This is a genomic window from Arthrobacter alpinus, from assembly GCF_001445575.1.
Classification (GTDB): domain Bacteria; phylum Actinomycetota; class Actinomycetes; order Actinomycetales; family Micrococcaceae; genus Specibacter; species Specibacter alpinus_C.
Genome location: NZ_CP013200.1, coordinates 1418890 through 1441149 on the forward strand (window position 1 = coordinate 1418890; position 22260 = coordinate 1441149).

The 22260-nt window shown below is 61.1% G+C and carries 21 protein-coding genes; 11 read left to right on the forward strand and 10 right to left on the reverse strand.

What is annotated here, in order from left to right:
- Window positions 1-81: 81 nt before the first annotated feature.
- On the forward strand, window positions 82-729 hold the full coding sequence (gene sigE / locus AS189_RS06320; RefSeq protein WP_062286800.1) for an RNA polymerase sigma factor SigE: 648 nt from the start codon (window positions 82-84) through the stop codon (window positions 727-729).
- A gap of 196 nt (window positions 730-925) precedes the next feature.
- On the forward strand, window positions 926-1273 hold the full coding sequence (locus tag AS189_RS06325) for a Sec-independent protein translocase TatB (protein WP_337589214.1): 348 nt from the start codon (window positions 926-928) through the stop codon (window positions 1271-1273).
- 110 nt (window positions 1274-1383) lie between these two features.
- On the opposite strand, the gene AS189_RS06330 is transcribed toward AS189_RS06325, so the two are convergent.
- The 6 genes from AS189_RS06330 to AS189_RS06355 form a co-directional block, all read right to left on the reverse strand.
- A complete protein-coding gene (locus tag AS189_RS06330) occupies window positions 1384-2292 on the reverse strand; it encodes a DDE-type integrase/transposase/recombinase (RefSeq protein WP_129587104.1) in 909 nt (302 codons plus the stop codon).
- Between the two features lie 119 nt (window positions 2293-2411).
- Window positions 2412-2816 (reverse strand): hypothetical protein, encoded by a 405-nt coding sequence (locus tag AS189_RS06335; protein ID WP_062285378.1) that lies wholly within the window; start codon window positions 2814-2816, stop codon window positions 2412-2414.
- Between the two features lie 111 nt (window positions 2817-2927).
- Window positions 2928-3200: a DUF559 domain-containing protein gene (locus AS189_RS21090; protein WP_337589215.1), complete on the reverse strand. Its 273-nt coding sequence runs from the start codon at window positions 3198-3200 to the stop codon at window positions 2928-2930.
- A gap of 801 nt (window positions 3201-4001) precedes the next feature.
- A complete protein-coding gene (locus AS189_RS06345) occupies window positions 4002-5129 on the reverse strand; it encodes an Mrp/NBP35 family ATP-binding protein (RefSeq protein ID WP_062286802.1) in 1128 nt (375 codons plus the stop codon).
- 13 nt (window positions 5130-5142) lie between these two features.
- The gene (locus AS189_RS06350; protein ID WP_082634496.1) at window positions 5143-5742 is read right to left on the reverse strand and encodes a DUF1003 domain-containing protein; all 600 of its coding nucleotides are present in this window, start codon (window positions 5740-5742) and stop codon (window positions 5143-5145) included.
- Between the two features lie 37 nt (window positions 5743-5779).
- On the reverse strand, window positions 5780-7063 hold the full coding sequence (locus AS189_RS06355; protein ID WP_062286803.1) for a magnesium transporter MgtE N-terminal domain-containing protein: 1284 nt from the start codon (window positions 7061-7063) through the stop codon (window positions 5780-5782).
- Between the two features lie 190 nt (window positions 7064-7253).
- Here AS189_RS06355 and AS189_RS06360 point away from each other — a divergent pair, with 190 nt between their 5' ends.
- The 3 genes from AS189_RS06360 to AS189_RS06370 all read left to right on the forward strand — a co-directional run bounded on the left by AS189_RS06360 (window position 7254) and on the right by AS189_RS06370 (window position 9022).
- Window positions 7254-8117, forward strand: a complete 864-nt coding sequence (locus AS189_RS06360; protein ID WP_062286804.1) for a general stress protein — start codon at window positions 7254-7256, stop codon at window positions 8115-8117.
- 144 nt (window positions 8118-8261) lie between these two features.
- A complete protein-coding gene (locus AS189_RS06365; protein WP_062286805.1) occupies window positions 8262-8726 on the forward strand; it encodes a hypothetical protein in 465 nt (154 codons plus the stop codon).
- Complete coding sequence (locus AS189_RS06370; RefSeq protein WP_062286806.1) at window positions 8723-9022, forward strand: transcriptional regulator; 300 nt, start codon at window positions 8723-8725, stop codon at window positions 9020-9022. Before AS189_RS06365 ends, AS189_RS06370 begins: the two co-directional genes overlap by 4 nt.
- Window positions 9023-9112: 90 nt before the next feature.
- Here the strand turns inward: AS189_RS06370 and AS189_RS06375 are convergent, their stop codons facing one another.
- Window positions 9113-10687: an aminopeptidase P family protein gene (locus tag AS189_RS06375; protein ID WP_237759985.1), complete on the reverse strand. Its 1575-nt coding sequence runs from the start codon at window positions 10685-10687 to the stop codon at window positions 9113-9115.
- 83 nt (window positions 10688-10770) lie between these two features.
- Here AS189_RS06375 and AS189_RS06380 point away from each other — a divergent pair, with 83 nt between their 5' ends.
- The 3 genes from AS189_RS06380 to AS189_RS20615 all read left to right on the forward strand — a co-directional run bounded on the left by AS189_RS06380 (window position 10771) and on the right by AS189_RS20615 (window position 13873).
- Window positions 10771-11619, forward strand: a complete 849-nt coding sequence (locus AS189_RS06380; protein WP_062286807.1) for a PHP domain-containing protein — start codon at window positions 10771-10773, stop codon at window positions 11617-11619.
- Between the two features lie 421 nt (window positions 11620-12040).
- Entirely contained in the window at window positions 12041-13732 is a 1692-nt protein-coding gene (locus AS189_RS06385; protein WP_062286808.1) for a sodium:solute symporter family protein, read from the forward strand.
- 9 nt (window positions 13733-13741) lie between these two features.
- A complete protein-coding gene (locus AS189_RS20615) occupies window positions 13742-13873 on the forward strand; it encodes a putative transporter small subunit (protein WP_237759986.1) in 132 nt (43 codons plus the stop codon).
- A 72-nt stretch (window positions 13874-13945) separates the two neighbouring features.
- On the opposite strand, the gene AS189_RS06390 is transcribed toward AS189_RS20615, so the two are convergent.
- Together AS189_RS06390 and AS189_RS06395 are read right to left on the reverse strand one after the other, a co-directional pair.
- On the reverse strand, window positions 13946-15583 hold the full coding sequence (locus AS189_RS06390; protein WP_424581537.1) for a DEAD/DEAH box helicase: 1638 nt from the start codon (window positions 15581-15583) through the stop codon (window positions 13946-13948).
- Window positions 15584-16028: 445 nt separating this feature from the next.
- Entirely contained in the window at window positions 16029-17492 is a 1464-nt protein-coding gene (locus AS189_RS06395; protein ID WP_062286810.1) for an RNB domain-containing ribonuclease, read from the reverse strand.
- A gap of 65 nt (window positions 17493-17557) precedes the next feature.
- Here AS189_RS06395 and AS189_RS06400 point away from each other — a divergent pair, with 65 nt between their 5' ends.
- Both AS189_RS06400 and AS189_RS06405 read left to right on the forward strand, forming a co-directional pair.
- Entirely contained in the window at window positions 17558-18262 is a 705-nt protein-coding gene (locus AS189_RS06400) for a ferritin-like fold-containing protein (protein WP_062286811.1), read from the forward strand.
- A gap of 141 nt (window positions 18263-18403) precedes the next feature.
- Window positions 18404-19810, forward strand: a complete 1407-nt coding sequence (locus AS189_RS06405; RefSeq protein ID WP_062286812.1) for an MFS transporter — start codon at window positions 18404-18406, stop codon at window positions 19808-19810.
- Here the strand turns inward: AS189_RS06405 and AS189_RS06410 are convergent.
- Window positions 19803-21203 (reverse strand): MFS transporter, encoded by a 1401-nt coding sequence (locus AS189_RS06410; RefSeq protein WP_237759987.1) that lies wholly within the window; start codon window positions 21201-21203, stop codon window positions 19803-19805. The two genes, AS189_RS06405 and AS189_RS06410, sit on opposite strands and share 8 nt — an antisense overlap.
- Window positions 21204-21308: 105 nt before the next feature.
- On the opposite strand from AS189_RS06410, the gene AS189_RS06415 reads away from it, so the two are divergent.
- Window positions 21309-22250, forward strand: coding sequence for a LysR family transcriptional regulator (locus AS189_RS06415; protein WP_062286813.1), 942 nt, complete (start codon window positions 21309-21311; stop codon window positions 22248-22250).
- Window positions 22251-22260 lie beyond the last annotated feature (10 nt).

A 22260-nucleotide genomic window follows, 5' to 3' on the forward strand; every position in this document is an offset into this window, starting at 1 on the left:
GTTGTGACTAAGAAGGAAACCTTCCTTTGCGCCGTTCCCGACGAACGGGCGGCGTAACAGCCATTGAAGCGAGGTGCAGCGATGAGTTCAGCCACCACCCCGGCAGCCCGTCCTGCAGAAGTAGCCACAGACCAGCTTGCCGCCACCGCCAACTGGGTCACGCCGTCGTGGGATGAAGTGGTCAATAATCACTCTGCCAAGGTTTTCCGGCTCGCCTACCGTCTGACAGGCAACAAGTTCGACGCCGAGGACCTCACCCAAGAGGTCTTTGTCCGCGTGTTCAAATCTCTTGCCAACTTCAAGCCGGGCACCCTCGATGGGTGGCTGCACCGCATCACCACCAATTTGTTTCTGGACCAGGCCCGCAGGAAGCAGCGCATCCGCTTCGACGCCCTCTCTGAGGATGCCACCGCACGCCTGGCCGGGACTGATCCGGGACCTGAGCGCACCTTTGAATTCAACAACCTGGACCTGGACATTGCAGCAGCGTTGGAGGCCCTGCCGCCGGACTTCCGCGCCGCCGTCGTCCTGTGTGACATGGAGGGCCTCTCTTATGACGAGGTGGCCCACGCGTTGAACATCAAACTGGGAACAGTGCGCTCGCGCATCCATCGAGGCCGGGCCATGTTGCGCGAATCGCTCGCCGATAGAGCGCCGCGGCGCCCCAGCGACCTCCGCCCAGCGCGTAAGCCACTTCTTTCGCTGCCAAGGATTGCCGGCGCACGCTAGAATCGTCTCCGATGGCGAAGTGCTATCGCTAATGCACACAAGAAGTACGTAAACTTTCAAGCGTTAACGCTAGGAATCGTTGCTTTGAGTACTGAGAGGGTAATCTTCCTAACGTGTTTGGTATCAATACCCCGAGCTCCTCCTAATACTTGTGTTGGCAGTATTAGTGATAGGACCTACCCGGCTTCCCGGGTACGTGGAAAAGCTGAAGAACCTCATCCGTGAGGTACGCAAGATGGCCTCTGGTGCGCGTGAAACCATTAAGGAAGAAGCCGGGGTTGATATTGACGATATCGACTGGAAGAAGCTCGATCCCCGCCAGTACGATCCCCGCCGCATCATCCGCGAAGCGCTGATTGACGACGACGAACTCGACAGTCTCAAGTCCCTCAAGATGGCGCCCGGCGCTGCCATTGCCAGCATGATGGGCAAGGATTCCAAAGACGGAACCACCGCCGAGTCAGTCGCCGCTGTTCCGGCTGCCCCTGCCATCGAACGGCTCGAAGCGGGCCAGCAGGCCCCGTTCGACGTAGAAGCAACTTAGAACCCCACTCCTAAACGCTCCCTCATCTTTTGGGTTGTTTTCCCGAACGCTCCCTCATCTTTTGGGTTGTTTTCCCGAACGCTCGAAAATTGTCAAGCTGTGTGGAGTCACTAGGCTATTTTTTGGTGTTCTTCGGGTTTGGGGAGGTTGATCCCTACGTGTTGGGCTGGGGCTGGTGTGGTGGGTCGTTGGCGGAACCTTCCTGGGTTTTGTTCGTAGTATTCCTGGTGGGTTTTTTCGCGTTTATCCCAGAGCTCTTTCCAGGACCCGTCGTGGACTTGTGCTGGTGAGAACAAGGCGATGCCGGAGTGTTTGTGATCGTTGCTGTACCAGCGCACGTAGTCGGTGAGGTAGTCCCTGGCGGCCTCGAGGCTTTCGAAGATTCGAGGGTAACCGGGCCGATATTTCATCGTGCGAAAACCTGACTCACTGAAGGGATTGTCGTTGGAGACGTAGGGACGGTTAAAAGTGAGTTCCACGCCGTGGGAATTGAGAGAGTCACGGAGCAGGTGTGACCTCATGGATGGGCCCGAGTCCGCGTGAACCACGCGCGGGGCGCCGTAGCGGGCGATGGCGGCCTCGAACATCTCGACGGCGAGGTAGTCAGCCTCGCGTTCCTCGATCCGCCAGCCGACGATCTCCCGGGAGTAGATATCCATGATGGAATACACCTTGTAAACCCTTCCCTGCCACTTGGAATAGACGTCACTGATGTCCCAAGACCAGACCTGGCAGGGACCGGTGGCCTTGAGAACCGGCTTCTGCGCGGTGCCGCGTTTACCGCCGCGTTTGGTCGGGACTGTGGGGCGCGCATTCTGGTCCTCGTACTCTGCCGCGACCCGCCACCACGTGCGGCGGGAGGCGATCATCACGCCGTTGTCCCAGGCCGTGGCGAAAGAATGATCCACGGAGTTGTTCTTCTCCCAGCCGGCCAGAATGAACTCAAGAATCCACTCCTGATGGATGGTACTGATCCGGCTTTCATAGGCCCGGTCGGCTTGATGGGTGGGGTTCTCCACGCCTGGGCGGGGATTGAACCTGTAGTGCCAGGTCCCACGCGAAACCCCGGTCAGCTTCAGAGCCGTCCGCTGGGATCTGGTGAGCTCTTTCAGCTCCAGGACGAGGGTGGTCTCAGCTGCTATGAACGCTTCTGATCGCTCGTCGGGGTTGTATCGGACTCTGGCACGTTCAACTCGTGCAAGAGCCCTATAGCTTTTCCCAGAGCCGAATTTACTCCTTCAAGCTCAGCAATGCGCTTCTGGAATTTTTCGACTTCAACACGATGGGCGGCTATCTCTTTCGCGCGTGCTTTTTCAAACGCGGAGAGCTCACTATTTGTCGGGACCATACCTCCATGTTCTCGCGGAATCAGGCCCCGGTCGATATCGCCTTCGACCACCATCGTGCGCCACCTGCGGAAGATCCAATCGGAGATGGACTTCGAGGCAAGCCACTCCTTCCGCGACCCCCGCGGCTGCAAATAGTACTCATGCACGAACTCACGGATCTCTTCACGGGTAAATCCCTTGTTATCAACGGCCACGGCCGGCTCCTTCAATCAACGGTTAATGAGTGACTCACAACCAGCCTGACGCAGAGGGGCTCCCTCATCTTTTGGGGGAGTGTTCTGTGTTAAGTGCTGCTGCGTTCTTGTTCAGCCATCGGAGGCGAAGCCCGAGGCAATGGTGTGGTCCAAGATGGGCTGCCGAAGGGCGGCTTTGATTTTGATGACTGCTTGGCCAAAGCCTGCGGCGTAGTCTTCCCGGGTGAATACCAGCACGGTCCAGCCGGCGGCTTCAAAGGCCTTGTTTCGGCGCCGGTCGCTGTGCCGCTGCAACTCGTCGAGGTGGAGGGCTCCGTCGTATTGCAGGGCGATGCGCCGCGACCGGTATCCGGCATCGGCCGAGGGGATCCTGGGCGGTTCCAAAGGCTGATCTGCAGCTCGGGCTCCGGCAGGCCGGCGTCGAGCATGGCCAGCCGCATGAAAGTTTCGGGTGCAGAATCCGAGCCCACGCGCATGAGATCGAGGGCCTCGCGGGCCCGGACAATTCCCTGCAAGTTGGAGTGCCGTCGCACCATTTTCCAGAGCGAATCCAATGTAGCGAAGGGCGAATTGCGGTCTTCGAATTCAGGGCGGGGGATTCGAATGAGCTGGTCGCCTAGACAGATGAGGTCGTTCAGCGGCAAGATGCGGGCCAGGTCCAGCCAGGTGCGTGAACGGGTGCTGACCCACAGGTCCCCGTTTAGCTCCACCTCGTCCGGACAAGCCAAGACTGTGTGTCCCGTGATGCCCGTCCGTCGCACCTCGGGGAGTGCCTTGGGTTTGCTGAGGTGAAGTTCGTTCGAGTCCGACAGCCACGGCGGCAATATCAGCCCATGGATTCGTGCAGCCGTAACATGCGAAATCCAGGCGCCGGGACTCTGCGCGCTGAGCGCCCTGGCAGCATCCCGCAAATCGAAATCCCAGTCAACGGGCCGGTGGATCCCTTGGCTGACTTTGGCAAAGGCTTTGCCGCGCAACTGCTCCTGAGACAGGCCAAGTTGCCTTGCTTCAGCCGCAGAGAAGGGTGCGAAGGTGTTGGGGAGATCGTCGTTGGGCTCCATTTACTAATTGTGACTGAGAAACGAAATCTTGTTTTGTAGTTATCCACAGGGTCGGAGGCGACGCCCCAATCGGTGAGGGAGGGTCCGGGGAAACACCCCAATCGGTGAGGGAGCGTCTCCAGTTTTAGCGGGGGGTGACGCCTAGCTTCAGGCCCGATAAGCCGCGCGGGCGCACCGCCAGCTTCGCCGCGATGCTCAGCAGGGTCTGCGCGGCCGGTGACTGCGGATCTGAGAGCACAATAGGCAACCCGGCGTCTCCGCCTTCACGTAGTGCCACATCGAGCGGAATTTGGCCCAGCAGCTCTACGGGTGAGTTCACGGTCTGGCTCAGGCGCTTGGCGAGAATGTCCCCGCCGCCGGAACCGAACAGTTCCATGGTGCTGCCGTCGGGAAGCGTCAAAAATGACATGTTCTCAATGACGCCGGCAACCTTCTGGCCCGTCTGTACCGCAATGGCGCCAGCACGTTCGGCCACATCGGCGGCTGCGGCCTGAGGGGTTGTCACAACAAGAATCTCTGCCTTGGGCAGCAATTGCGCTACCGAAATGGCCACATCCCCGGTGCCCGGAGGAAGGTCAAGGAGCAGAATGTCCAAATCACCGAAGTACACATCGCCCAGAAACTGTTCAAGGGCCCGGTGCAGCATGGGGCCGCGCCAGGCAACGGGCTGGTTACCGGCCACAAACATGCCAATGGAAATGACCTTCACGTTATGGGCGACGGGAGGCAGGATCATCTCGTCCACCCGTGTGGGAGACTGCGTGATACCCATCAGTCCCGGCACGGAAAAGCCGTAGATATCGGCATCCACGATGCCAACCCGGAGACCCTTCGCCGCCAGTGCGCAGGCCAGGTTCACGGTGACGGTGGATTTTCCCACTCCGCCCTTGCCGCTGGCCACGGCGTAGACGCGGGTCAGCGAGTCTTCGGCATTGAAGGGGATGCCACGCTCGGCGGCACTGCCTTTGAGCTTTTCCTTCAGCTCGGCCCGCTGCTCGGCAGTCATGACGATGAGCTCGACATCGACGTCAGCGACGCCGTCGAGCTTGGAAAGGGCCGCGGTGACGTCCCGGGTGATAGTTTCGCGCAGGGGGCAGCCTGCAATGGTGAGCCGGATGACGGCCTGGACCCGTCCCCCGTCCAACGCCTCAACGGAGGCCACCATCCCCAAATCGGTAATGGGGCGGCGCAGCTCAGGATCTATCACGGTAGCCAGCGCGGCGAGGAGGGCGGAATGCGACGGGGCGGTCATGGAATGCAAGGCCTTAAGAGTCAGTGGAGCGCTTCGAGGAGGCGCCCTTGGAAGATTTTTTAGCGGAGACGGTTTTCATAGCGCTGGTGGCGGGCCGCCGTTTTGCGGCGCTCGGCTCCTTCAGGCCATCGGCACCGTCTGGGCGATCGCCGTCGGAAAGCTCTTCGTCCTGAATGGCGATGAGTTCCTCGAGCAGACTGCGCAATTCCGAACGCACAAAATCGCGGGTGGCCACTTCACGCAGCGAAATGCGCAGGGCCGCCACTTCGCGGGTCAGGTACTCGGTATCGGCCAGGTTGCGTTCATTGCGGGAACGGTCCTGCTCAATCTGGACCCTGTCCCTGTCATCCTGCCGGTTCTGGGCCAGAAGGATCAGCGGGGCAGCGTAGGACGCCTGGGTAGAGAAAAACAGGTTCAACAGGATGAACGGGTAGGGATCCCACTTGAGCCCAAACAGACCAATGACGTTGATAGCGATCCAGACGATCACGAACACTGTCATGTAGAGGAGGAAGTTGGCGGTACCCATGTAGCGGGCGAACCGTTCGGCGAAGCGGCCGAATAGGTCAGGATCCCCGGCCAAGTTGGGCAGGAGCCGCGACCTCAGCTCCATGGGAGTGTCGAGACCGCCGTCCCTAGCGTGGTGCCGCTCAGCCAATGCGTCCTCCTATTTTCTTGATGGGGGCGCCATCCTCATGGGTGCGCCAATCCTCGGGCAAAAGATGGTCCAGCAAGTCATCAACTGTCACAGCGCCCACCAGACGCCCTTCCTTGTTGACCACGGGAAGTGAATTCAGGTTATAGGAGGCCATGATGTGACTGACAACTGAAATGTCATCGTGGTCGGAGACGGGCACCATGTTCTTATCCACAATGGTGCCCAGCTGTTCGGGCGGGGCGCTGCGTAGCAATTGTTGAATGTGCACCACGCCAAGGAAACGGCCTGTGGGCGTCTCCAACGGAGGGCGGCAGATAAAAATGGAGGAGGCTAATGCGGGGGAGAGGTCTTCGCTGCGTACATGAGCCAGGGCTTCGGCAACCGTTGCCTCCGGAGGGAGGATGACAGGAACCGGGGTCATTAAGGCGCCGGCAGTTCCCTCGTCATACTGGAGCAGACGCCGGACGTCCTTGGCCTCATCCGGCTCCATGAGCAGCAACAGCTCCTCGGCCTTGGCTTGGGGGAGATCGGCCAGGAGGTCGGCGGCGTCGTCGGGGTCCATCTCTTCGAGCACATCGGCCGCACGCTCATTATCCAAGGCAGACAACAGGGTGACCTGATCATCTTCTGGGAGCTCGGACATGATGTCGGCGAGGCGCTCATCTTGCAGTTCGCTAGCCACCTCGACGCGGCGCTTATCGCTCATCTCTTGGAGGGCGTCGGCAAAGTCAGCGGGCTTGAGGTCCTCGTGGGTGGCCACAAAGAAGGTGGCGCTTTGCGGTGCTTCCGCATCGTCAGCGCGGGCCTCGGACCAGTCGATGAGTATGGTGTGGCCACGGCGCAGCCCGCGCAGGCGGGACGTGGAGGAGCCGCGGCGCACGAACAGTTTTGTCACGAGCCAATCACCATTGCGTTGCTTGTCCATGGCGATGTCTTCAATGACGGCAAAGCCGCTGCCATCAACCAGGGTGACCTTGCGGTCAAAAATCCCACCAAGGACCAGCTGCTCGGCGCCGCGCTGTTCAAAGCGGCGTAGATTCACCAGCCCGGTACAGATGATCTGCGACTGGTCCATGGACGTCAGCCGGGTCATGGGCACGAAGACGCGCTTCTTGCCCGGGACTTCCACAACAATGCCCACTGCGTGCGGTGCTGTTTGGGAGCCACGGCCCAGTACCACCACATCGCGAAGTTTGCCGAGCCTGTCGCCGAGGGGGTCAAAGACGTCCAGGCCCAGGAGACGGGCGACAAAGATGCGCGTAGGTTGAGTGTTCACATACCTAGGCTACTTGCCTTGCCCGGCATTGACCCAACGTATTGCACTGGTGGTGCGGGTGTCCTAGGGCAGCTGTGGTTCGCCTGCAGCTGTGGGCGCAGGTGAGTTGAGCGGCGGCTTCGGGGCACTGTTCGTTTCACTACCAGCGATACTCCAGCCAACGTGCAGGAACATGGGACAGAATGGGGGTATGGCAAACCTCTTTGGACGCTCCCGACCCTTGGATGAGGCCCGCATTGTCCCCACTGGGGAAACAATCGGCTCTTATACTTCCTACTTGGACGCGCAGAAGGCTGTTGATTACCTGGCAGATGAGAAGTTCCCTGTCCGGCACGTCTCCATTGTGGGCAACGACCTGAAGATGGTGGAGCGTGTCACCGGCAAGCTTAGCTACCCTCGAGTTGCCCTGACCGGTGCCATGACGGGTGCCTGGTTCGGCCTGTTCATTGGCGTGATGCTCAGCTTCTTTGACTCCGCCTCCAATGCCGGCGCACCGTACATCAACGTCATCACCGCAGTCTTCTTGGGCGCTGCCCTCTGGATGCTGTTTGCGATCATTGGCTATGCCGCGCAGCGTGGCAAGCGTGACTTCACCTCCACGAACCAGGTGTTGGCTTCCAGCTACGACGTCATTGTCACCCCCGATGTTGCCATGGATGCACGCCGCATCTTGGCGCAGCTGCCCATGAACTCGAACGCCGCGCGCCCCCAAAACAACCAGGTCCAGGGTTCGCAGGGATACCGTCCGCCGGTTCAGCCGCCCGTCTCCGGACCTGCTCCGACTCGCCCTGAAGGCTGGCACGATCCTTACGCGCCGGCCGATCCTGCTGCTCCGGCGGGTTCCGCAGGCAATGCGCTTACCGGGGATCAGCCTAACGCCGACCCTGCCAGTACTGACCATTCCGAAACCGACCGCCCAGGCCAGGCCCCGTTGGATGGCCCGCGTCGTGGCCAGTTCCCTGACCTGCCGGACGGTCGGCCTCAGTACGGCATTCGTGTGGATTCCCCTCCGGTGCCCAAAGATACTAACGCGCAGGAGACCCCGGAGCAGTAATACTCCGAAGGTGACGCACCATGCCGCCGCTCCTGCTTATTGCCGCCGATCTACCGGTGGCAATAAGCAGGAGCGGCGGCATTTTTGGGATTATCCCGCGCTCCCCATTGACTTTCTTCTATGGAAAGTGATTAGCTTTCTGTTATGGAAAGTGATTCAGTGCGGAACGCACACGAGGCCCAAGCTGCATTGAACGCTATTGCAGGGGCCAAAGCCAGTGCGGCCGACCGGCTCACCAGCCCGTGGTGGTACCACCCGATCCTGGGCTTGCTGGCGGCCGTGTTCGTGGTTAGTTACACAATTGGCGGGGTCTGGGTGATGCTCACTGTCTCTGTTGTGTACTTCGCGGGCCTGGGCATCCTCATGGGGACGTACAGGAAGAAGACGGGCATGTGGATCAACGGACTCCAGGCAGGCAAGGCCAGCTGGTGGACACTTCCCCTGGTCGTGATCATGATCGCCAGCATGGGCGGTGCTTATTATTTGCACGCAGAACGTGGGCTCGATTGGCCAGCATGGGTGGCTGGGATCATCGTTTTTGTGGCCGTGAACATTTTTGGCCGACTTTTTGACGTGGCGCTGCGCAGTCAGCTGCGGCAAAAGCCATGAGCACAGGGCTCAACGAGATCATTCATGCCAGCAACCGGCTGCAGATCTGCGCGTTTCTGAGCGGTGTCACACAGGCAGAGTTTGGCTCCATCAGGGACATGCTGGGCGTGGCCGACTCCGTGACGAGCAAGCAGCTAAAAGTTCTTGAAGCAGCCGGATACGTGGTGCTGAGCAAACCAACCGGCAAGGGCCGGGTCAAGACGTGGGCCGCCTTGACGCCGGAAGGAAAACGGGCCTACGCAGAGCACGTGGCGGCGCTGAAAGAGTTGATCGCTGGGGCTGGCGCCGGAGCTTGAGGTTAAGACGACGACGACGGGAGGTCACCTCTACACAAAAGGTGACCTCCCGCCGTCGTGCTTCATAGCCGAAAGCCGGCTACGGACGGATCAGCCGGACAGGCCCGCCATCCAGGCCTCAACGGCGTCGGGCTCGCGGGGGAGGGCAGCGCTCAAGTTGACGGGGCCGTTGGCGGTGATGAGGATGTCGTCCTCGATGCGCACGCCGTTGCCGCGGAACTCGGCCGGAATGGCCAGATCCTCGTCCTTGAAGTACAGGCCGGGCTCGATGGTGAAGACCATGCCCTCGGTGATGATGCCATCGAGGTACAGCTCGGCGCGGGCCTGAGCGCAATCGTGCACGTCCATGCCCAAGTGGTGGCTGGTGCCGTGCGGCATCCAGCGGCGGTGCTGCTGGCCATCAACGGACAGGGCAACCTCCGGCGTTACAGGCAGCAGGCCCCATGCTGCGAGGCGGTCTGCCAGAACTTCCATGGCAGCCGTGTGGACATCGCGGAACTTGCGACCCGGAACAGCCACGGCGAACGCGGCGTCGGCTGCATCCAGGACTGCCTGGTAGATCTTGCGCTGAACCTCGGAGTACGTGCCGTTGATGGGCAGCGTGCGGGTGATGTCCGCGGTGTAGAGGGAATCGGCCTCGACGCCGGCGTCCACGAGCAGCAGCTGGCCCTCATTGACGGTTCCGGTGTTGCGGTTCCAGTGCAGCACGGTGGCGTTGTTGCCGGCGGCGGCGATGGTGTCGTAGCCCAGCTCGTTGCCTTCCTCGCGGGCACGGGCAAAGAAGGCGCCTTCGACAACGCGCTCGCCACGCTGGTGGGCAACTGCGCGAGGCAAGGCACGGACAATGTCCTCGAAGCCGTTGATAGTTGCTGCGACAGCAATCTTCATCTGCTCGATTTCCCAAGCGTCCTTGATCAGGCGCAGCTCGGAGAGGGCCTCGGCCAGCTTGGCGTCCAATTCATCCAGAGCGCCAAAGTCCAAAGCGTCGGGGTTCGCTGCCGTGTTGTACCGGGCGGTGTCCACGAGAGCGTCAATGTTCTCGTCAACCTTGCGGACCAGACGGATGGATGTCCCGCCAACGGAGGTCTCGCCAACATTTTTAGTGATGGCAACTTCAAGATCGGTGACATCGGCGGTGGGCAGACCCAACTGAGCCTGGAACTCGGGCAGGGTTGGGCGGCGGCCAATCCAGAACTCGCCGCTGCGGGAATCGGCGTAGAACGCCTTCGTGTCCCGGCCCGCCATGGGACGGAAGAACAGGGTGGCGAGGTGATTGCCGCCGTCGTCCCCTTCCCCATCGGCAACCGGGTCCAGCACCAACACGGCGTCGGGCTCGTGGTCCACGCCCAAACCTGTCAGGTGCGCGAAGGCGGAGTGCGGGCGGAAACGGTAGTCGCAGTCATTGGAGCGAACCTTCAGGGGGCCGGCAGGAATCACCAGGCGCTCGCCCGGGAACTGCACAGAAATGGCACGACGGCGGCGCGCGGCATGGTCTGCCACCTCGTCACGGGCCGGCAGCTGCGCTGATGAGGGCGCCCAGTTGGAAGCCATAAAAGTACGGAAAGCATCCGAGTCGGGGCGGTGCGAACGGTTGTTCACGCGCTCCTCAAGGGGCTGCTCGCTCGAAGGGTCGGGGTGCACGGAGGATTGCTCAGTCTGGTTCACCCCTTAAGTCTCCCACCGCTTGCGCCTTGGGACAAAGGCACGTGCGGCGAGCCGCCGGGAGGGAAGAGACGTAGTCTAGGAGCGTGAGGATCGATTTGCACGCACACTCAAATGTTTCTGACGGCACCCAGACCCCTGACGTGCTGGTGGCCGCCGCTGCCGCCGCGCGCCTTGATGTCATGGCACTGACCGACCATGATTCCACCGATGGCTGGCCTGCCGCGTTCGCCGCCGCGCGCCAGCACGGTGTGGGCCTGGTGCCCGGCATGGAAATTTCCTGCAAGACGGCGCAGGGCATCAGCGTTCACCTGCTCTGCTATCTGCACGACCCCACCAACGCGGCTCTGCTGGATGAGATCACCAAGGCCAAGGTGGCGCGCCTGACCCGGGCCGAGCACATGGTGGAGCGGCTGGCCGAGGATTATCCGCTGAACTGGGATGACGTCAGCGCCCATGTGGCGCCCGGAGCCACCGTGGGCCGCCCCCACATTGCCGACGCCTTGGTTGCCGCCGGAATTGTTGCCGACCGCAACGAGGCATTCGCCAGCATCCTGACCTCCCATTCGCGCTACTTTGTCAGCCACTACGCGGTGGAGCCGACGCTGGCTGTTGAGCTGGTTCGCGCCGCCGGGGGAGTGCCCGTCTTTGCCCACCCCGTGGCATCGAGCCGGGGGAGGGTGGTGGCCCCGGAAACCTTCCATGACATGATCGACGCCGGACTCCTGGGTTTGGAGGTTGACCACCGGGACAATTCTCCCGAAGGACGCGCGTGGTTGCGGCAGCTTGCCCAGGAGCGGGGACTGATCACCACCGGCTCCTCCGATTATCACGGAGCCGGAAAACCGAACCTGCTGGGCGAAAACCTCACCTCACCGGAGAACCTGGAACGGCTGTTGGCGCACGGGACGGGAACCGCACCGTTCCTGCCGTAACGCCTGGCCAACGGCTGCACTAGCACCTAGCCAACGCCTGGCCAAGGGCTGCACTAACGCCGATGGTTGCGTCATTGTTATTCGTTGCTGCACCTAACCACCATGTTCGCTCAGTAGGGCACTGCTACAGTGGACAGAGTTGATTGGTTCGATTGGGCAACTAAACCCTGCCCGTGAACCTGTTGTAGTCCCGTTGCCGGCTGAACGTCAGCCGTTGAATTTCCGGTAGTGAACTTTCGCTTTGGATGCGATTCACTTTGGGCCGCCTGCGCAGAATTATCTGCTTGCCTTGGCGGCTGGTCCCGGGCGGGAAAGTGCGCCCGCGAAGTCCTTCACCGGATTACTTTGAGCATCTCGTTTGGGCGGCGCACGCTGATTTTGGCGGAATGCCGGTGAATTCCGTCCTAGCGAGAGGACAAGTATGGTGCCGGATGGCGCAGGACTCCACCAATTGGGGAGTTGGACAGTAATTGGCCTTTTAGTGCTGTTTTACGGCGGCACGCTGTTGATGACCTTCTTTATTGGTCGTAAGAATGAAAACGCCGACGGATACATGACCGCTGGCAACAAAGTTGGCTTCGGTATTTCAGCAGGCAGTATGACGGCGACGTGGATCTGGGCGTCGTCGATGTACGCTTCAGCCACCTCGGGCTACACCTACGGCATTTCCGGGCCTATCCACTACGGTTTGTGGGGCGCGTTGATGATCTTGTTCATCTACCCGTTCGGCAAACGAATCAGGGCTGTTGCTCCCAAGGCTCACACGCTGGCAGAAGTCATGCACGCCCGCCACGGCAAGTCCAGCCAGCTGATGCTGGCCGGCTCCAACATTGTTGGCTCCCTCATCAGCATCACCTCCAACTTCATTGCCGGCGGCGCTCTCATTTCCTTGTTGTCCCCGTTCAGCTTCACCCAGGGCATCTTGTTCATGGGTGGCGGTATTTTGCTGTACTCGCTGTGGTCTGGCTTTAGGGCATCGGTGCTGACAGACGCCGTGCAGGTGTTCGCACTCCTCGGTGCCGTGGCCATCATCATTCCTGTGGTGTTCTTTGCCGCTGGCGGCCCCGACATGTTTGTCACGGGTGCTAGCAAGCTGACCCCGCAGCAGTCCAACTTCTTCTCTTCTGAGGCATTCCTGAACCAGGGTGCCCCGTACATTGCCGCAGTTCTGGCCTATGCCATTGGTAATCAGACCATTGCCCAGCGCCTGTTTGCTGTGCGTGAAGATCTGATCAAGAAGACGTTCGTCACGGCAACAGTGGGCTACGGCGCAACCATCATTGGTGTTGGCATGCTCGGCGTCATTGCCCTGTATGCCGGGATCGCGCCGCTGGATGGGGACTCGAACAACCTGATCCCGCAGATGGCTGCAACTTATTTGGGCCCGGTTCTGCTGGGCGTATTCCTGATCATGATTGTCAGCGCCCTGTCCTCCACCGCGGACTCGGACCTCTCCGCCATGTCATCGATCGTGATGGCCGACGTCTATGGCCAGAACATTGCCAAGAAGGGTGAAGCGAAACCCAAGACCATGCTGTTCATTGGCCGCATCACCATGATTGTTGCCACTGGAGCGGGGCTGTACTTTGCTAGCGGGAAGTTGAACATCCTTGACCTCTTGGTCTTTGTTGGAGCGCTCTGGGGCGCCTTGGTTTTCCCTGTTATTGCCAGCTTCTACTGGGAAAAAGTTACGAACAAGGCCTTCACGGTTTCCGTCTTGGTAGCACTTGCCTGCTTCCTGCCCGTCCGCTTTGGCTGGATCGCCCTGGGTGGAGCCGCTGGCATCGTCGTCGACGTGCTCGCCGTGATCGGGATCGGTGTGGTCCTGGGCCTGATGGCGTTTGGCTTCTTCGGACTGAAGATCGCCAAGATAGTGGCAGCCGTTGCCATTCTGGCAGCCGCCCCCTTCGCCATCGGATTCTTGCATGATTACGCCGTGCTCTCAGGCTCGCTAGTGGCCTACGCCGTCAGCACCTTGGTGTGCTATTTCATGTGCTTCCGGAACAAGGAAACCTTTGATTTTGACAGCATTAAGGAGCGCATTGGCGACTTCGACAACCGGGAGGAAGCCAACCCTGAGGGTACCGGCTCACTTCTTGAAGAGAAAGCGTAGGAACCGGCCATGAGCGTATTCTTTCTGACCCTGTATGTCCTTGTGTGGCCCGTGATCGTTGTTGGTGTGATCTATGTGCTCGGAAAAGCACTCTGGCAAGAGATCCGCGAAGCCAAACGCGAAGGCCGCCCGCTGATTTAGCCCTATAAACAAAACCGACCTCCCTTCAGACCTTGATGGCTCTGATGGGAGGTCGGTTTTGCTTAAGACTGTTTAGGAATCAGCAGGCTTGTCCATGACTTCGCCGTTGCGGCGGCGGGTGCGGGTGCGGCGTGCACGCGGTGCGCCAGTCTCGGCGGGAGCGGAAGCTGCAGCAGTGGGAGTGGACTCAGCCGTTGCGGCACCTGCAGAAGACGTTCGACGGCGGTTGCGGCCGGCGTCGTTCTTCTCGCCTGCAGGGGCATCATCACGGCGGCGCTCACCCTGGCGGGCACCTGAGCGGCTCCCTCCACGGTTACCGCCACGCTCACCTTCGCGGGCTCCACCGTCACGGGGGCCGCGGCCCGAATCCTGCTTGGGTGAGTTGCGCTTGCCAGTCTCACCCAGGTCTTCCAGGACCTCGGCGTTGATGCCTGCGTGCGTGCGCTTATCGCGCGGCAGGCGGCCCTTGGTGCCAACCGGGATGTCCAGATCAGAGTAGAGGTGCGGGGAGGAGGAGTACGTCTCGATGGGCTCGGGAACGCTCAGGCCCAGGGCCTTGTTGACCAGTGCCCAGCGCGGCATGTCGTCCCAGTCCACGAACGTGACGGCCGTGCCCTTGTTGCCGGCGCGGCCCGTACGGCCCACACGGTGCAGATAAATCTTCTCGTCTTCAACACACTGGTAATTGACCACGTGCGTCACGTCATCAACGTCAATGCCGCGGGCGGCAACGTCGGTGGCCACCAAGACATCAACCTTGTTGTTGCGGAAGGCGCGCAGTGCCTGCTCGCGGGCACCCTGACCGAGGTCGCCGTGGATGGCGGCTGCGGCGAAACCGCGGTCAACTAATTCCTCGGCCACCTTGGCAGCAGTGCGCTTGGTCTTGGTGAAGATGATGGAACGGCCGCGGCCGTTGGCCTGCAGGATGCGGGCCAGAACCTCGATCTTGTCCAGGTTGTGGGCCCGGTAGATCAACTGGCGGATATCGCGCTTGGTCAGGCCTTCGTCGTCGGGATCGGCCGCACGGATGTGCGTGGGCTGCGTCATGTAGCGGCGCGCCATGGCAACCACCGGGCCGGGCATGGTGGCCGAGAACAGCATGGTCTGGCGCACCGGCGGGGTGCCTGCAATCAAGGTCTCAACATCGGGCAGGAAGCCCAGATCCAGCATTTCGTCGGCCTCGTCGAGGATGACCATGCGGACGTGCTTGACGTTCAGGTGGCGTTGCTTGAGCAAGTCGATCAGACGGCCTGGGGTGCCCACAATCAGCTCAACACCCTTTTGCAGAGCCTCAACCTGCGGCTCGTAAGCGCGGCCACCATAGATGGTGGCGATGCGGATGCCACGGTGCTTGGAAGCAGTGGTGAGGTCGCCGGCGACCTGGACTGCGAGCTCGCGGGTGGGCACGATGATCATGGCCTGGGGTGCGCCCGGGGCAGCGAGCTTCGCAAAGCCCTCATCCTTCGGGGCAACGATGCGGTTCAACGCGGGGATGCCGAAGCCCAGGGTCTTGCCGGTTCCGGTCTTAGCCTGGCCAATGATGTCGTGGCCGGTCAGTGCGATGGGCAGCGTCATGGCCTGGATGGGGAAGGGGTGGTTGATCCCGGCTTCAGTCAGCGAGGAAACAATCTCGTGGTGCACGCCAAAGCTGGCGAACGTTTCCTTCTCTTCCTGACGCGGCGGTTCATTGCTGCTCAGTGTGCCGTCAATCTCAACGTTTTCGTTGCTGTCTTCTGCCTGCAGAAGGGAATCAGTTTCAATGCTCAAATGCTTACCATTCAATTCGTCTATACAAGGTGCTGCTAACCGGGCTCAACGCTGGCACAAGAGGCCTCACGGAACAGGCGAATAGCGGCACTATCTTAGGGAAGCCGATCGCGGGCTTGCAATTTCGTGCCATTCCGACGCCACAAACGGCAGGTGCGGGAAGAGCTGATAAGACGCGCGTAGGGGCGGGCTTGTTGAATCAAAAACTAATAATCAACGACCGGGCATCCATGTCTACATGTTTAGTCTAGCGGCACAGCTCCAAATACCGCGGCGAACATAGCGCAGATGACAATGTTGCTTACAAACACTGGCTGCGGAGCTAGTCAACTGAGCTATGTTCGACGGCGGGACAGGAGCGAAGCGGGTGGGTCCGGGGCCGTGAGGTCTAGGCGGGGACGAACTTTACGCTCCTCTTGGCAATGTCCACGGAGGCCAGCGTTACCCGCACCAAAGTGCCAGGTTCCAGGTCACCGTCGCAGTACGCGGTGACGGCAGGATCCTGGATCTGGATAGAGCTGCGGGCTGCGGCGATTTTGGAACCGTGCCCGTTTTTCTTCGGCCCGGCAAGCACCACAGCGTCAAATTCGTTTCCAACCCGGTGGCTCAACAGCGCCGCTTCCACAGTGTCAATGGCAGCCCGGTCCACCTTGTTGGCCAGTTGATTTGAGGCGGCCATGATGTCTGGGAGTTCCACGAGGGCCTCGACAGCCCATGCCGGGACCTCTTCCTTGGCGCTCAGTGCGGCGCAAATGGCCAGCACAAACCGGTCCACAAGTCTGCGCAGTGGGGCCGTGGTGTGGGCGTAGGGAGCAGCGACGGCGGCCTGAATGACCTCCTCGGGCACCTCACCGTTGAACGGGGTGTAACCGGCGCCCCTGAATAAGGTGGTGGCGGCGTGCATCAGCGCGAGGTGTTTGGGATCGTCGGTGTTCAGGCTGAGTAGATATTCCCCATAGGCGATGTCCTTGGTCCAAGGGGTTCCCAGAGCCACGGTCTGCAGCCGGTAGGTGGCAATCGATTGTTCATCGGGGGCGGGCATGGTGCGCAGGATGCCCACCTTCCCCTCAATCATGATCGTGGCAGCGGCCATGCCGGTCAGGAGTGAGATCTGCGCGTTCCAGTCCTCAATGGGCAGGTTGGGACGGAAGCTCAGTACGTAGCGGCCGTCAACAAATTCCACCTCTTGGGAGGGAACGTTCAAGCTGGCGCCACCTCTGGCGCGCTCCAGCCCGATGCGCTTGATCCCAATCTCAGCCAACAGCGCCAAGGTGCCGGCGATGGCCGCAGGTGCGGTCCCGGCGTCGTACATCTTTTGGGCTTCCTCATAGCCAAGCTTGGCGACGCTTTGCACGGTAGCCCGGCGGACGGTGGCCGTGGTCTGGGTACCGTCCGCGGCCAGTTGGATCTCCCACACATAGGCGGAGCGCGGATCGTTGGCGAAGAGGCTTGCGGCACCCTCGCTCATGGGCGCCGGATGCAGGGGAATGCGCTGACCGGGGGTGTAGATGGTCTGGCCCCGGCGGCGGGTTTCGGCATCGAGCGGGCCGCCGGCGGGCACAAAGGAGGGGACGTCGGCGATGGCGTAGTGGACAACATAGCCGTCAGCGCTGCGCTCCAGATGCATGGCCTGATCCAGATCCTGAGAGGTGGGCGGATCGATCGTGATGAACGGCAGCGCGGTCAGATCCGGGGAGGGCAGCTGGTGGGCCGCGATAACCTGATCAACTTCCGCCAGGACTTCCGGGGAGAATTCTCCAGGGAGCTTGAACTCTTCGCTGAGGGCCGCGAGGGCCTGGACAAGGGACTTTTCTGCGGCGCTGCTTCCGACGCCAATGTGAGAGTAGGGCACGGGTTCAGCGTAAACGAATCTTTTGCGGGAGCAAGGGCGGCGCGGCACACACTACGCTGGTGCTTATGAGTATTTCAGCATCCGAGCCCGACGAGTCCGTTTCTGCAGGCGAACTGACCGCCCGATACGACAACTTCGTGGTGGACCTGCTGGGCAGTATTGCGTACGGCGAGCTCTCCGCTTTTGAGCGGCTGGCCACTGATGCCAGTCATTCACCGTCGTTGTCCGATAGGGCCGTGCTAGGCAAAATGGCCGTCTCCGAGTTTGGTCACTATGAGGCCATGTGTGCCCGGCTGCAGGAGATGGGCATGGACCCGGAACTGGCCATGTCCCCGTACAAGCGCATGGTTGATGCCTTCCACGAGCGCACCCGGCCCGCCGATTGGCACGAATCGTTGATGAAGGCCTATGTGGTGGAAGCCATTACGGAAGAGTTTTACGCCGCTATTGCCGAGCATCTGGATGAGCCCACCCGCGCCGTCATCGCCGCCGTTCGCACCAGCGATGAGCAGAACGATCTACTGACCAAGCTCTTGAAGAACATGCTGGCGCAGGACCCGCGGCTCTCATCCCGCTTGGCGTTGTGGGGCCGTCGACTCGTAGGGGAGGCCCTGACCCAAGTGCAGCGCATCGGCGCCAAGCACAGCTTCCTGGTGGGATTGCGCCCCGACGGTACCCAAGAGGCCGCCGCAGCTGAGGTTTCGAAAATACTCAGCACCCTGACCCGCAACCATTCCAAGCGCATGAGCCAGCTGGGACTGACAGCCTAAGGTTTCTTCCTGCGTAGGCCGGACCTCCGGCACAACTCGCTTCTCCCCACCCGCTCCCATTGCTCGCAGGCTCGCTTTGGGGCCCTCGCGGGCGTGGGCCCCCGCACGGGGCCCCTCGGCCGTTAGGCTTAGGCGGTGATTATGAGAAGCACGACGTCGGCTGGCACCAGTTCATTTAGCCGCTCCTTGGCGCTGTTGGTCGCCGGAACCTATTTTATGGAGATCCTGGACGGGACCATCATTGCCACGGCGGCGCCAGGCATTGCTGCCGATCTGCAGGTCCGGCCCGTCGACATCAATTTGGCAATGACCTCATACCTGATCACGCTGGCTGTGGGCATTCCAATCAGTGGCTGGCTTGCTGAACGCTTTGGCGCTCGCCGGGTGTTCACCGCGGCCATTGCCATTTTCACCATTGCGTCATTATTGTGTGCACTCAGCCCCAATCTGACTTTCTTGTGCATAGCCCGCATGCTCCAAGGCCTGGGTGGTGCCATGATGGTCCCCGTGGGACGGCTGGTGGTGCTGCGCGATGCCGACAGGAAAGAATTCCTTGAGGCCATCGCCTACCTGACCTGGCCGGCGCTCATAGCCCCGGTGCTGGCCCCGGTACTGGGTGGACTCCTGGTCACGTACGCGAGTTGGCACTGGATCTTCTTGATCAACGTCCCGCTGGGCATCATCGCGTTCATCGTGGCAACAAGGGTGGTCCCGGACATTCGCGCCCGGAAGGTGCCACCGCCAGACTGGTTTGGCTTCGTGCTCTGCGGTGTTGCCTTGGCCGCTCTGGTGATTGGCATGGAACTGATAGGTTCGGCACCCACGCCGTGGCTTGCAGTGGTGCTGTGGCTGGTGTTGGCAGCCCTCGGGACAGTGGCAGCCCTGGTGTGGTTCAAGCGCTCCCGCCACCCACTGTTGGACTTGCGCGCACTCCGGATTCACACTTTTCTGGTCGGCAACGCCGGGGGTGCGCTGTACCGGCTGATTATCAATGCCGTGCCGTTCTTACTGCCTCTGATGTTCATGATTGGCTTTGGGTGGAGCGCGTTCGAGGCAGGCCTGATGACCATGGCCGTGTTTGCTGGCAACGTGCTCATCAAGCCGGCCACCTCGCCCCTGATCAGGCGTTTTGGTTTCCGTCGGGTTCTGCTGTTGAGCAATGCCGGCGGGGCGCTGGTACTGGTGGCCTGCGCGTTCCTGAACCCAGACACGCCCTTGATCATCATCGCAGCCGTGCTTTTTGTTAGCGGTGTGCTGCGCTCCATTGGATTCAGCGCTTACAACACGCTGCAGTTTGTGGACGTTCCTAAGGCGCGGATGGCTGGGGCCAACACGTTGTCCTCCACCATTGCCCAGATCGCCACCGGTCTGGGTATTGCCGTGGGCGCCTTGATCTTGCGTGCAGCCCAAGCCTTGCTGGAGGGAACACCTGACGCAGCCCCCGTGGCCAGCTACCAGTGGACGTTCGCCGTGCTCGGGGTCCTGATGCTGTACCCGGTAATTGAGGCCTTGCGCATGCACCGGACTGCGGGAGACCTGGTCAGATAAGGGCGGAGCCAGCCCTGCTGGGATCCGAGGCGTAGCGGCCAGGAAGAAGCATGGCTGCAATCACGGCGGCACCGGCTGCGAGAGCGGCCAAACCGGCTGCCATGGCGCCCCACCCAAGCTGTTGAAACACTAAGCCTGCGCTCCAGCCGATGAGGCTAGAACCGGCGTAATAGCTGAGGTTGTAGAGCGATGACGCTTGCGCCCGGCCAGTGGTCGCCAGCGCCCCGGTCCACCCTGAGGCGATGCTGTGGGCGCCGAAGAAGCCTCCTGTGAACACCACTAGTCCTGCCAGAATCATGAGAACCGGACTAGCCAGGGTCAGGGCGAGGCCGGCGACCATGATGCCCGTGGACGCCAGTAACACGGTGCGCCGGCCCCAGCGGGCGGCCAAACCGGCAACGAGGCGTGAGGACACGGTCCCGGCCAGGTAGGCCAGAAAAAGTAGGGCCACCGCCGACGCCGGGAACAGATAGGGCGGCGCTTCCAAACGGAACCCCAAGTAGTTGTACACGCTCACGAACGCGCCCATTAACAAGAAGGCCTGTGCGTAAAGAGCCAGCAATGAGCCGTTACGCAACTGGGGTGTCAGCTTGCCCAGTACGGCAGCAAATCCTTGGGCACTGGAATTTGGGGTAACGGATTCTTGTGCGACGGAAACTAGCGAGCGCACCGGGATGAAGCCGCGCGGGCGCGGGGCCAGCAATAGGAAACCTGCGGCCGCAGCAGCGGCACACAACGACACGGCCAAGGTGCCCATCCGCCAGCCGGCAATGTCGGCCACGGGACCGGCCAGAAGGCGGCCGAATAGCCCACCCAGCGTAGTTCCGGCAACGTAGGCGCCGGCGGCTGATGCAGCTGTGGAGGGGCTGACTTCCTCCGTTAGGTAGGAGATGGCTAGTGCGGGAATTCCGCCCAGCGCAGCGCCTTCCAGAACTCGAAGGGTCAGCAGGACTTCAAAGTTGGGCGCCAACGGTACCAGCAGGCCAAAGATTGTCGCCAGGATAACAGCCAGTCCCATGGTGCGGACTCGTCCCCAACGGTCAGCGACGAATGACCATGGCAAGACGGCGACAGCAAGCCCCACGGTTGCAGCGGAGATGGTCAAAGAAGCCTGCGCGGCAGTGACGTTGAGATCGCGGGAGACCAAAGGAAGCAGACCTTGCAAGGAATACAACTGAGCAAAGGTCGCCACTCCGGCACAGGCCAGAGCTGCCAGAATCCGGCGATACCCGGAGCTGCCCCGGCGGTGACCGTCCCACGAAGGTGCCGTGTCCACAGCAGGATTCTTCGGGTGGCTAGTGGCAGCAACCGTGCGTCCGGATCCTTGTTGTTGCTTCTGTTGTGGGCTCTGCTGTTGGTTTTGCTGCTCTGCTTGGCTATTCTGCTCCATCACATGTTCAACCGTAGAACCGCCGCATCCATCCGTCTAATGCATGAATAAAACCGAATTTATCCATTAATGGATGATTTCATTGGGTGTTCCGTGGTTCTATAAACCATGGATAACGACAACCGTGAGCTGGCCACGTTGCTGCCGGTGCTTCCCATCCTCGTGGAATTGGGCGCCAACCGCCACATAACGGCAACTGCTGAAACACTCGGTATTCCACAATCAACCGTGAGCAGGGCCTTGGCTAGAGCCGCCGAGGTGGTGGGCACCCCGCTCGTGCTGCGCAAGGGGCGTGGGGTGGAGCTGACGCCTGCAGCCCTGGCGCTGATACCCAAAGCCGGTGAAGCGCTTGAGTTGGTTCGTACCGGATTGGCACTCGCGCGGGAAGAGTCCGGACAGCAGTTTGGCAGGATTCAAGTGGCGTTTCAGCACACCTTTGGAGAGGAGGTGCTGCCCTTGTTCATCAGGGCCTTTACCCGGGAAAATCCCGGCGTCAGCTTTGATCTGCAGCAGGGGAGCCGGGCCTTTTGCCTGGATCTGCTGGCCGCGGGATCGGCAGATTTGGCGCTCGTGGCTCCGACGCCTCCATCGAGCCGCACTCTGGGTGCCGAGGTGTTGTATTCGGAACCCCTGAAATTGGTGGTTCCTGCCGATCATCGTCTGGCCGGAAGCAGCGGAGTCAGGCTCGACGAGGTTCGTGATGAACCCTTCGTCATGCTCGAGCCTGGCTATGGGATGCGATCCATTGTTGAGTCACTCTGTCACCAAGCGGGGTTCCGCCCGCACGTCGCTTTTCAAGGTCAGGACCTGCATACCGTGCGAGGACTCGTCTCAGCCGGACTTGGCTTAGCGGTGGCGCCTCCGGAACGGGGCAATGCCCAGCAGGCCCAGCGCGGCGGGTTGAGTCGGTGCGAAGTAAATATCGCGTGGCCCGCCGCGCGGCGTGACATTGGCCTGGTTTGGCGTAACCGGCCGGACGCCACGGCGCAGGCCACGCGTTTTCGGGACATGGTGCTAGCGCAGGGGCGGGATCTCCTTGGCGCGAGGTAGACGAATAAGC